We start from the raw sequence: 10162 nt of genomic DNA, 5'->3' as shown, positions 1-10162 counted from the left end.
TTTGCGTTCGCTGTATAGTTTTGAAACAACAAACCTGAGGGTTTGTTAGTTAATTACATATGTATGGAAGAGACCCCGTGAGGGGTCTCTTTTGTTTTAACCACTGATTTGCATTCTCCTCGAGAGCTATCGGCTCTGCTGTGTTCTTATGGCGCGCGTTGGTGAATACTCTAAAGGCTAAGAAGACCTTATGAAATATAATCATCGGCGCATCAGGGCGTTGAAAATCTGTGAGAGCGTATATGCTTTCTTGTTATCTTAGGAGCATGGAGACTTTACAATCTGCCCCAGACCCGAAGGATTTGACGCTATCGATAGATGAGAGGCGTGAACTTATCGTCTGGGCGGCAGATTGTATGTATCGGATACTGCCTATTTTCGAGAAGCAGTATCCTGCTGATCCTCGGCTTCAGCAGGGGCTTGCTGCGGTCGCTGAGTTCAACCGCGCTGCATTATCAGTTGGAACTATGCGTCAGCACGCTTTGCTCTGCCATGCTACGGCCCGGGACTGTGAGACCCCGTCTGCGCAAGCCGTAGCTAGAGCCTGCGGACATGTGATTGCCATAGCCCATATGGGTGCCCATGCACGCAATATTGAACGATATACTCGCAACGTGTTTTCGGGAAAACCTTTGACCGAAGAGCTCGAATGGCAACGGTCACATATTCCTGCTCGATTCTTCAGCTATGTTTTTGCGCGCTAAGCAGCGTATACCCACACGTAGAATTTCGAAAGCCAGAGAAGTCCTTTTTTACCGGTCTGTGATAGCGTGCCTGAGGCTTCATGACGGGAATACTAATACCAATTCGTTGCACATTCTTCTGAACGAGTTTCTGGAACGTTTACTGTATCAAGTACCGACGAATACCTGTTCTCGCGTTAGAGTGAATGTATGGAGTATCCGCTTTTTTCAGACCGACAGCAGGAACCGTATCTGGGAGAGGACACCTCAAAATACCGGACGGTGGCGCTCACCGCCGAGGTTAAGCTGCCTTTAGCGGAATTATGGCTGGCGTGCACCGAGTATATCCATCTGTGGTGGCCGCGGGAGCTTCTGCGGGACGAAGAAAGCTATCTGGAGCTTACGGATACAGTTCTTACAGAAGAAGACTCGCAGGGGTATGTAACAACTCTTGCTGAGGTAATCTACTATGAGCCCGAGGACGTGCTGGGCTTTTTGCCTCTGCCCGATACTAAACTGCATCAGCTTCTGCGTGATGACAGCGGGTTTAGCCTACTTTTCGACGAAGACGGGGCAGAATCTTCGCTTATGGAAATCACCTCTGGCTTAGCGAAACCCCGTGAACTTGCGGCTGAGTACGACGAGCTGGGTGTTTATACGATCCAACGTTATGGCACAGAACTTATTTTGAAGGCGTGTGCACGATTCTTTGGTGCTGAACTTCAAGCAGAATCTCTCACATCGGGTACACTTGACAGCTATGAGCACTAGGCAGGCAGCATCGGCATCGCAGGATACCGCAGAGAATGCTAAGAAACGGTATTTGCGGAGCGCTAATGACTGGTTCCGAAAACAGGGAACCCCCATGATTATTCCAACTCTGCAGAGGGCATTAGATGCTGTTCCACGTTCTATACCCTGGGTTTTGTGGGTGAGTATTCTGCATCTGTGTGTTGTTGCGCTGCGTGGTAACCTCATTGCCCTTGCGAACGATTCGGAAATCACGATTCAGCAGATTCAGCGGGGAGCACTATTCAGCCTCCCTGAAGAAGCCACAGCCTTGGGACTCATCGTTATCGTTCTGTTTGCAGGTATTATTCCGCCGGTATCGCTACTGATTATCGGCGTGGGGCATCTTGTTATGATGCGCCTGAAGACCTGGGCTCAATACATCTGCGGCGCGATTACCCTTATGATTGCCGGGAGTATTTTCTCCATAGGATTTACGGAATCTGCACCCTCCCTCGAAGAAGCGGATTTTACCTATAACGGGCTAGGTGTGTTCCCTCTTCTTGTGGCTCTGATCTTTCTGACGATCTGGGTGGGCGGTGACACCATTCTTGGGTGGTCGCTGAAGCACGTTTTTTATCAGCTTCAATCGCTGCCGCCCATGATTGCTAAAGTCCTGCCGGTTCTTATGATCTCTGTTCTCTTTATTTTTGTGAATGCTGACGTGTGGAAGCTCGCAAACGTTCTGAGTTTTTCGGGAACCTGGCAGATCTGCGGGGCTATGATACTTCTCGCATTCTTCGTGATGGTGACGACCTCATATGAGCGTACCAAACGACTGCTTGGTACACGCCGCGGCGACGATGTCGAGGAATTTACCGATGAAGAATACGATGCAGCCGCTCAGGAATCCGGCCCGCTCTGGAGGCGGCTGCGCACTTGGGAAGAGCCGAACACGATATCACAGTTCACCGCTCTCTAACGGTTGGGCAGTGGCTGAACCTGCTGGCAATCCCAATTCTGGGGCAGCTGATTCAAACTGTTTTCTTCGTTCTGCTGGTGTTCGGTTTCTTCTCATGGTTTGCCTCTGTTGCTGTTACCGACCAAACCATTGAGCTGTGGGTGGGAACCAAACCCGAGCATCTGAAAATTTTAGGCCTTGAATTCAATTACAACGCGGTTGTGCTTAGGGTGACGATGATCGTTGCAGTATTCTCTGGATTGAGCTTCGCGGCAACGACCAGCAGCGACGACCGGCACGCACGCGACTTCCTGGAACCGATGGTGCTGAGGCTGCGAAAGATTCTGATGATTCGAGATATATACCTTTCCATCTTCAGGATGAGCGCGGAAGAGACGCTGGAGGGCTATGAACTGTGGTCCGCATCGGCGCAAGAAGATAGTACAGAGCCCGTTGCATCTACCGATAAGGAGACGGTGAAGGATAATGGTCTCGAAGAAGCCACTGAATCCGGGAGTACAGACTCATAGCCAGAGGTGAAGGTAGGCTCATAGCGCCTCGATCACAATGCCGCCAAAACGGGCATTCTTTGCCTCGCAGGTTATTCCATCAACGTAGCAGGTTGAACTGGAGTAGGTTTCTTGCAGCCCGGTATTGGCATAATATCCGTAAAATCCGCCAAGCAGCGTTACACCCGAGCTATTGGGAGTCGGCAGCACCTGTATATCGTAGAAAACGACCGGGCGGCCAGACCGGTCAGTCACCCGTGCAGAACATTCGGGACAGAGCGAGCGAGGATAACGTTCTAAAGTCTTCACGGGCTTGGAACAAACGGGGCATGCAATTTCCATGAATGGTGGCTTGACCATGGAGGATATCCTTCGGGTGGTTAGATGACAATGTAGACACGTTGGATGGGGATAGTCCCATTGCTTTTATCTTAGAGGTGTGCATCCAAGGTGAAAATGGTGTACGTCAAATAGAACATGGGCAGGGCGCAAAGGTCTGAAAACCCCGTAAACCTAGCTAAGTTATTTCAACGTACGTAAGATGTTCTTATGACACGTTTTACGACCGACCACCTCAAAACATTCGTCACGGTCATCGAATACGGCACCTTCGATGCTGCTGCCGACGTTCTTGGGGTTAGCCCCTCCGCAATATCACAGCGTGTAAAAACAATGGAACAGCTGGCCGGTAAAGTCCTGCTGCAACGCACCAACCCGGTGACTCCGACGGCTTCTGGACAGAGCGTGTTACGTATTGCCCGGCAAAGTGAATTTTTGCAGCTTGAGCTGGAACGAGAACTCATAGGCGAGGGCGGATTCCAGACAGTCTCTATAGCCCTGAACGCCGATTCTTTAGCAACGTGGTTTTTGGAGGCTATACGCACGCTCGCTCAGGAGGACGAAATTTTCTGCGACCTGCGGCGTGAAGGCGAATTTCATTCCTCAGCCCTTCTGCGTACCGGGGAAGTTATGGCCGCCATAACCTCACAGCCCGGAAAAATCCCCGGATGCTCGGTAGATTACCTGGGCGTGGCGCGTTACTGGTGTGTGGCATCGCCAGCGTATGTGGATCGTTACCTTCCGGGGTTCCCTGCGAAGACTACCCGTGAAGACCTGAACCGGGCACCAGTGGTGGAATATGATCGTAAAGACTTTGTGCAGGATGCTGCACGCGCTCTGATTGAGGAAGACCTAAAACTGTCCAGAGCCGAATTCGAGCAGAGCCCAACGCTCTATATTCCTTCATCACCGGACTATGCGCAGGCGGTCTACGAGGGCATTGCGTGGGGGCTGCTGCCGGAGGCACAGTGTAGCGAATATTTCGCCGCCCAAACACTTGTGAAACTCGCTCAGAAGCCCGTGGAATTCCCACTTTACTGGCAGCACTGGAATATCAACTCGCCCGTTCTGGAAAAAGTTAGCCGTCGGGTTGCTGATGCGGCCCATAAAGGGCTTTTGGATTCATGACGGATAGCTGGGGTGAACGGCATCAAAGCGCCTTCTACCTCGCCTCAATGGCGGTGGGCGTAGTACTCTCCCTGTTCTGCCCGCCTGAGGTGTCAGAGGTGAGCGATGCTCTGGTACCTTATGCCCTGGCGGTTCTGCTTTTTGCCAACTTTATGGGAGTTCCTTTCGGTCGGGGCCAGGAACGGGAACGAAACGGGGCACCCGCTGCCGCATCGCGCGGATTTACCCTATGGCTGATAACGCTCAACTTTATTGTGGTACCCCTGCTGGTCATGATTTTGCTTCCCACATTCTTAGGGGATAGTTCCGTGATCGCCCTGGCGGTAGCCCTCGTGGTGCTGGCACCGTGCATTGATTATGTGGTGGTTTTTACCCGTTACGCCGGTGGCGACAGCACATTGCTGCTGCGTAAAACACCGCTTCTACTCGGTCTTCAGATTCTCATAATTCCCATTTGGACTAGTATATATACTTATATTGGAATATTTGCATATAAAGATCTTGGCAGTATCTTTCCACTCCCAGCCAGTGCATACGCAGCCCTGCTGGTGGTTATGATTCCAGCGCTCGCGGCGTACCTTGTACAACGTGCTCACCATACGCCGAAGATTGCGAAATACGCGAAGACGATTTCAGATATCAGCGAGACATATATGGTGGGGATTATGTGCGTACTCCTAACGCTCATGTGCACTGCCTACGCACGCCGCATCGGCGAAGCACCCCAGCATCTTGTTCACTGGGTGCCGTTCTACTTCATCTTCGCACTCTGCGCGGGGATGCTCGGGTTCTTACTTCCGTATACGGCACGGTACGCGGTGAAAAACCGAAAACCGCTCACACTCAAAGAACGCAAAGCGATTATCTTCTCGGTCGTCACACGCAACGCTCTTGTCATGTTTCCAGTCATACTAGCGCTCTCGGAGCGGCTCAAAGAACAACGCGTGCCACAGGCCGACCTCATGCAGCCCGCAGTACTGACCCAGACAATGGTGGAGCTCATCGTCATGATCATACTCGTGCGGATTCTGCAGCCCCTGCGCGAAGAACCAGTTGCAGAGCCTCAGAATGAGTAAAAGCAAGAAGAACGCAGGCGGGCGCATCCCAAGGATACGGCACCGCCAAGCTTATACGTGATCTAACGGAAGAAAAGAGATGCCAACCAGAATAACGCCGCAGCGACGATAAACCCGATCAACGCCCAGCGGCGCAGCCTTGTCTCCACGCGGGCGGCACGAATATCCGCACGTTTTGAAATATCCTCGGTACTCCGCATGGGATCGGAGGTAGAGCCATGCGGGGCATCCTGAGATTCTTGAGGCGAAGGAGACCCATCTGATTCGGACATAGCCCTAACCTAACGCCACCGAGTCATCATGACCATACCCACCATCATGGCACCCACGCCAATAGTCACATTCCACATGCCAATGCCGGGCACAGGAAGTCGACCCTCAAAAATGTAATACGCAATAATCCAGAGAATACCCAGCGCAACGAGCGAAAACATCACTACTCGATACCACAGGGGAGTACCCTCTCTCTGTGTTCCGCTCGTTTCCATCTCGCGAGCGACCTCCAACAGACGGAGCTCGCTCGCATCTTCTTCAACGGCCTTAGCCGCTTTCTTGTCTTGTGACTTCTTTGACTTAGTATTGGCAGTCTTTTTCGACTTTTTCGCAGTCGACTTAGGGGACATATTTTCCTCCGCCTCAGATGTATGGGTAACCTTATGTAGTACGTTAAAAACTATCTTTGCAGACTCGCGGGATGATTTCACCTTTCACCGGCGTTGTCATTAAAGAAAGTGTAATGACTGGGACGGTAACATCCCGCTATGGAGGACACCCAAAACTATGGCGCATGCATCCGCGAAAGCGCATCAGGCAGTTCAGCCTCATAAATCTATTCTGCGGTGGACCATCCAAATCACGGGTGAGCTTCTGATCACCGTTGGCCTTGTGCTGCTGCTCTTTGTCGTGTGGCAGCTCTGGTGGACCAATATAGACGCAAACCGTTCACAGTCCCAAGCCGTCGATTCCCTGACGCACGAGTTCAGCTCCGCCGCGCCAGTCGAACAGTGGGATCCCCAAAATCCACCGGAGCCTGAAGCCGAACCCGAACACGGAAAAGGATTCGGGGTTGTCTACATTCCCCGGTTTGGTGCAGACTACCAGCGCCCCACCGCACAGGGTACCAGTGCAGACGTGATCGATACCCTCGGTTTGGGACACTACGACGGAACCGCCATGCCGGGCGGCGTGGGCAACTTCGCGCTCGCAGGGCACCGGCAGACACGCGGTGCAGTGCTCGACTATATCGATAAGCTGCAGGTGGGCGATCACATTTATGTGCGCACCAAAGACGGCTACTACACCTACACCGTGTACGAGCATGTGATTGTGCAGCCTGACAATATTGAGGTGATCGAGCCGGTTCCGAGCAAACCCGGGCAAGAGCCGACGGAGCGCATTATGACGCTCACGACCTGCCACCCGCGTTACGGTGACACAGAACGTTATATTGTGCATGCCCGTTTTGAATCCTGGCAGCCTAACTCTGCTGGCGCGCCTGCGGAAATTGCCCAAGCAGCCCAGAACCCCGCCTAACCCGAGAGGATATAACATGTACGGTTGGATTTTTCGCCATCTTCCCGGACCTCTATGGGTTCGCATTATCATTGCTATTCTGCTTATCGCCGTGATCGTATACGCCCTCATGGAATTTGTGTTTCCGAATTTTGCCGAGTACGGTCCGTTCAACTTTGACGTTACCATCAACCATTAGCGGCGCTTGCCAAAGGAGAAGCCATGACCCGCATCCTGGTTATCGATAATTACGATAGTTTTGTGTTCACCCTCGTCGGATATCTGCAGCAGCTCGGAGCCGAAACAACCGTAATCCGCAATGACGAGTACGACCTTGATACCGTGCTCACAATGGCTGCCGAGTACGACGGCCTGCTGATCTCTCCGGGGCCGGGTGCGCCTGCAGAAGCCGGGGTCATTATCGATACCATTCGCTGGGCTGCGCAGACCCATAAACCCCTGCTTGGCGTGTGTCTGGGGCATCAAGCTATCGCGGAGGCGTTTGGCGGCACCGTCACGCACGCCCCCGAGCTGATGCACGGTAAGACTTCAACCCTGGTTCACGAGAATGACTCGGTGTTCAAAGGCGTACCGAGCCCCTTCACTGCGACTCGCTACCATTCGCTGGCGGTTGTCCCAGAGACTATGCCTGAGGTCCTAGAAACCACCTCGACGACTGAGAGCGGCATTATTATGGGGCTGCAGCACCGGGATGCGCCCATGCACGGCGTGCAATTCCACCCGGAATCCGTGCTTACCGAGAGCGGTTATCTGATGCTGGGTAATTGGCTGGAAGAAACGGGGCTTGAGGGTGCCGCTGAGCGTGCTAAATCGTTGTCCCCACTAATCGCCTAGCGGGCAGTAGTAAAGGCGCCTGACAGACCCAAGTAGGTCTGTCAGGCGCCTTCTCTATGCGCGGTACAGCCGAAGAAATATATGTGGGGCGTGCTTTAGATTTTGAATCTAAAGCACGCCCCACATATATGACCAGGATTTACCTGAGCAAACCAGCCTTACCTTTCTTCTTTCTCCTCATTTTCCCTGCCGTTTTGTACGGCCTTGGATGAAGGAGCAGCGGCACTTGGCGTTGCAGAAGGTACAGGAGCGTTGCCCTGCTGACCCTGCTGGCCTTGCTGCTGTTGATTCTGCTGTTGCTGCTGATTACCTTGCTGACCCTGCTGGCCTTGCTGCTGATTGCCCTGCTGACCCTGCTGACGCTGGGTGTTGTTGTTATTATTCGTCGACGGGGTAGTCGCACGCGGTGAGGCAGATGCGGTCGCCGCCGGAGCAGCCGCTACACGAATAGTAACCGTGCTGTTCTGGGCCACCAGAGTACCCGCAGCGGAACTCTGAGAAATCACCGTATTCGGTGCTGCAGAGCTTGTCTGAACGGTCTCAATATTGGTGTTGAGCAGAACATCGGACGCGGTCAGAGCCTCAATAGCCTGATCCTTCGTCAGACCCACGAGCGAAGGAACCTTGACCTTACCGGAGGACAGCACCAGGTTTACGTTGCTGCCAGCCTCGATCGTGGTCTTACCGTCGGCATCAGTTTCAGCCTTTTCAGGCTCCAGAGAAACCACCATACCGGCGGGAACGGACGCGCTCTCAACGGTGCTGACGCGACCATCCTTAAGGCCGAGCTCTTTCAGAGCGTTGCGCACATAGGCTTCGCTCTGACCCTGCAGGTTATCGGGCAGGGTTACACGCTCGGGACCATTCGAGTAGGTCAGCGACACGGTAGAACCCTTAGCCACCTTCGTGCCCTCGCCGGGGCTGACGCTAATAACATCGCCCTTCTTCACATTCTCGGAGTATGCCCCGCGGCTCTCCACTGCAAAGCCAGCATTGCGCAGCTGGCTCTCGGCGTTATCCTTCGATTGGTTCATCACGGTAGGAATAGCGACCTGCGGAACTTCATTGAGCTTGCCCTGGTAGTACAGGAACGAGCCGATACCCAGCAGAAGCGATGCCGCAATGGCAAGACCAACGAGGAAACGAACCCAGGTCCGCTTACGGGGTTGCTCGGCGGGAAGGAACTCTTCCTCTTCAACAAATTCTTCTCCGCCGTACTCATTGTCATCAAAGAAACCGTTGAGGTTCGCGTCTTCAACAGGAGTCGAAACCTGCGGCATGGTCGTGGTGTAGGCATCGAAATCAACCTCACCCGTACCGGTGCCTGCAGCACCCGCCGCGGGAGCCTCAAGAGGCGCAAAAGCGGTGGTCATGGAGTCATCGGGAACCTGTTGCGGCATACCGCCGCCAACCTGCAGACCCGCTCCCTGACGGATCGCCTGCGAAAACTCATCGGCGGTCTGGTAACGATCATCCGGGTTCTTGGCAAGGCCCCGAAGAATAACTTCATCAAGCTCAGGGGGTACGCTCAGCGGGCTAAAGGTACTCGGTGCAGCGGGAGTCTCGGTAAGATGCTTCGCCGCCAAGTCAACGTTAGTTTCCGCATCGAAGGGGGAACGTCCAGCAACCATTTCATACAGTACGCATGCTGCCGAATAAAGGTCGCTTCTCGCATCAACTTCTTTACCACTGACCTGCTCGGGAGACATGTAGCGTGCGCTACCCATCACCACGTTGGCCTTTGTCAGAGCCTCGCCAGCCTCTTCAATAGCTCGGGCGATGCCGAAGTCCATCACCTTAATCTGACCCGGCTGCCCCTTTGCGGCGTCTTCCTCGGTTCGGGGAAGCACCATAATATTCGCGGGCTTAATATCGCGGTGGATAATACCCATTGAATGACTGTATTTCAGAGCGCTCAAAAGCTGCTCTGCGTACCCCACCGCATCACGCACGGGAATGTACCCGCCCGACGAAAGGACACTGCGCAGCGTCCTGCCATCAACGTATTCCATAATGATGTATGGGATCTTAGCCTCGTCATCGTCGGCGGCATCATCAACACCATATCCGCTGTTGGGATCTGACGGGGAATAAGCGCCCGTGTCGTACACCGCAACGATACCGGGGTTGTTCAGGGATGCGACAGCCTCCGCCTCACGTTTAAACCGTGAACGGAAGGTTTTGTCTTGGGCCTGCTCCGGGCGCAGGATCTTCATCGCGACCTTACGACCGAGACGAATATCCTCCGCCGCGTATACGGTAGCCATCGCACCGGTACCGATAACATCGAGTACCTTATAACGGCCATCTACCGTTTCAGGAACCAACAGGTCCATACGTTCTCCTGGGGTAAAAATAGTTTTTGATGTG

General features: G+C 53.5%; 13 protein-coding genes. 9 read left to right on the top strand and 4 right to left on the bottom strand.

Annotated elements, in window-relative coordinates:
* The first annotated feature begins 266 nt into the window (after positions 1-266).
* From HMPREF2625_RS01600 to HMPREF2625_RS01585, 4 genes are all read left to right on the top strand, one after another.
* On the top strand, positions 267-704 hold the full coding sequence (locus HMPREF2625_RS01600; RefSeq protein WP_070520984.1) for a putative immunity protein: 438 nt from the start codon (positions 267-269) through the stop codon (positions 702-704).
* Between the two features lie 189 nt (positions 705-893).
* Positions 894-1454, top strand: coding sequence for a hypothetical protein (locus HMPREF2625_RS01595; protein WP_070520981.1), 561 nt, complete (start codon positions 894-896; stop codon positions 1452-1454).
* Positions 1444-2394 carry a hypothetical protein gene (locus tag HMPREF2625_RS01590; protein WP_070520978.1) on the top strand — a complete coding sequence of 317 codons (951 nt, stop codon included), beginning with the start codon at positions 1444-1446 and terminating at the stop codon, positions 2392-2394. Before HMPREF2625_RS01595 ends, HMPREF2625_RS01590 begins: the two co-directional genes overlap by 11 nt.
* Positions 2352-2903, top strand: a complete 552-nt coding sequence (locus tag HMPREF2625_RS01585) for a hypothetical protein (RefSeq protein ID WP_246826574.1) — start codon at positions 2352-2354, stop codon at positions 2901-2903. The genes HMPREF2625_RS01590 and HMPREF2625_RS01585 overlap by 43 nt, the downstream gene beginning before the upstream one ends.
* 18 nt (positions 2904-2921) lie before the next feature.
* Here HMPREF2625_RS01585 and HMPREF2625_RS01580 read toward each other — a convergent pair whose 3' ends face one another.
* Positions 2922-3242, bottom strand: a complete 321-nt coding sequence (locus HMPREF2625_RS01580) for a hypothetical protein (RefSeq protein WP_013398181.1) — start codon at positions 3240-3242, stop codon at positions 2922-2924.
* Between the two features lie 189 nt (positions 3243-3431).
* On the opposite strand from HMPREF2625_RS01580, the gene HMPREF2625_RS01575 reads away from it, so the two are divergent.
* Together HMPREF2625_RS01575 and HMPREF2625_RS01570 are read left to right on the top strand one after the other, a co-directional pair.
* Positions 3432-4349: a LysR family transcriptional regulator ArgP gene (locus HMPREF2625_RS01575; RefSeq protein WP_070520975.1), complete on the top strand. Its 918-nt coding sequence runs from the start codon at positions 3432-3434 to the stop codon at positions 4347-4349.
* Positions 4346-5425, top strand: a complete 1080-nt coding sequence (locus tag HMPREF2625_RS01570) for a hypothetical protein (RefSeq protein ID WP_070520972.1) — start codon at positions 4346-4348, stop codon at positions 5423-5425. Before HMPREF2625_RS01575 ends, HMPREF2625_RS01570 begins: the two co-directional genes overlap by 4 nt.
* A 62-nt stretch (positions 5426-5487) precedes the next feature.
* Here HMPREF2625_RS01570 and HMPREF2625_RS01565 read toward each other — a convergent pair whose 3' ends face one another.
* Both HMPREF2625_RS01565 and HMPREF2625_RS01560 read right to left on the bottom strand, forming a co-directional pair.
* A complete protein-coding gene (locus HMPREF2625_RS01565) occupies positions 5488-5697 on the bottom strand; it encodes a hypothetical protein (protein WP_004006311.1) in 210 nt (69 codons plus the stop codon).
* 9 nt (positions 5698-5706) lie between these two features.
* Complete coding sequence (locus HMPREF2625_RS01560; RefSeq protein WP_070520967.1) at positions 5707-6048, bottom strand: cell division protein CrgA; 342 nt, start codon at positions 6046-6048, stop codon at positions 5707-5709.
* A 157-nt stretch (positions 6049-6205) separates the two neighbouring features.
* On the opposite strand from HMPREF2625_RS01560, the gene HMPREF2625_RS01555 reads away from it, so the two are divergent.
* Genes HMPREF2625_RS01555 through HMPREF2625_RS01550 form a run of 3 tightly spaced genes read left to right on the top strand, consistent with a single transcriptional unit; the run spans position 6206 to position 7792 of the window.
* Positions 6206-6958, top strand: a complete 753-nt coding sequence (locus HMPREF2625_RS01555) for a class E sortase (RefSeq protein ID WP_013398185.1) — start codon at positions 6206-6208, stop codon at positions 6956-6958.
* Between the two features lie 16 nt (positions 6959-6974).
* Complete coding sequence (locus HMPREF2625_RS10890) at positions 6975-7136, top strand: hypothetical protein (RefSeq protein WP_004006314.1); 162 nt, start codon at positions 6975-6977, stop codon at positions 7134-7136.
* Positions 7137-7159: 23 nt separating this feature from the next.
* A complete protein-coding gene (locus tag HMPREF2625_RS01550; RefSeq protein ID WP_070520963.1) occupies positions 7160-7792 on the top strand; it encodes an aminodeoxychorismate/anthranilate synthase component II in 633 nt (210 codons plus the stop codon).
* A gap of 158 nt (positions 7793-7950) precedes the next feature.
* Here the strand turns inward: HMPREF2625_RS01550 and pknB are convergent, their stop codons facing one another.
* Positions 7951-10128 (bottom strand): Stk1 family PASTA domain-containing Ser/Thr kinase, encoded by a 2178-nt coding sequence (gene pknB, locus HMPREF2625_RS01545; RefSeq protein ID WP_070520960.1) that lies wholly within the window; start codon positions 10126-10128, stop codon positions 7951-7953.
* Positions 10129-10162 lie beyond the last annotated feature (34 nt).

Origin of the sequence: Rothia sp. HMSC064D08, from assembly GCF_001809525.1 — a bacterium.
GTDB lineage: Bacteria > Actinomycetota > Actinomycetes > Actinomycetales > Micrococcaceae > Rothia > Rothia dentocariosa.
This window is presented reverse-complemented; position numbering and strand designations above follow the sequence as displayed.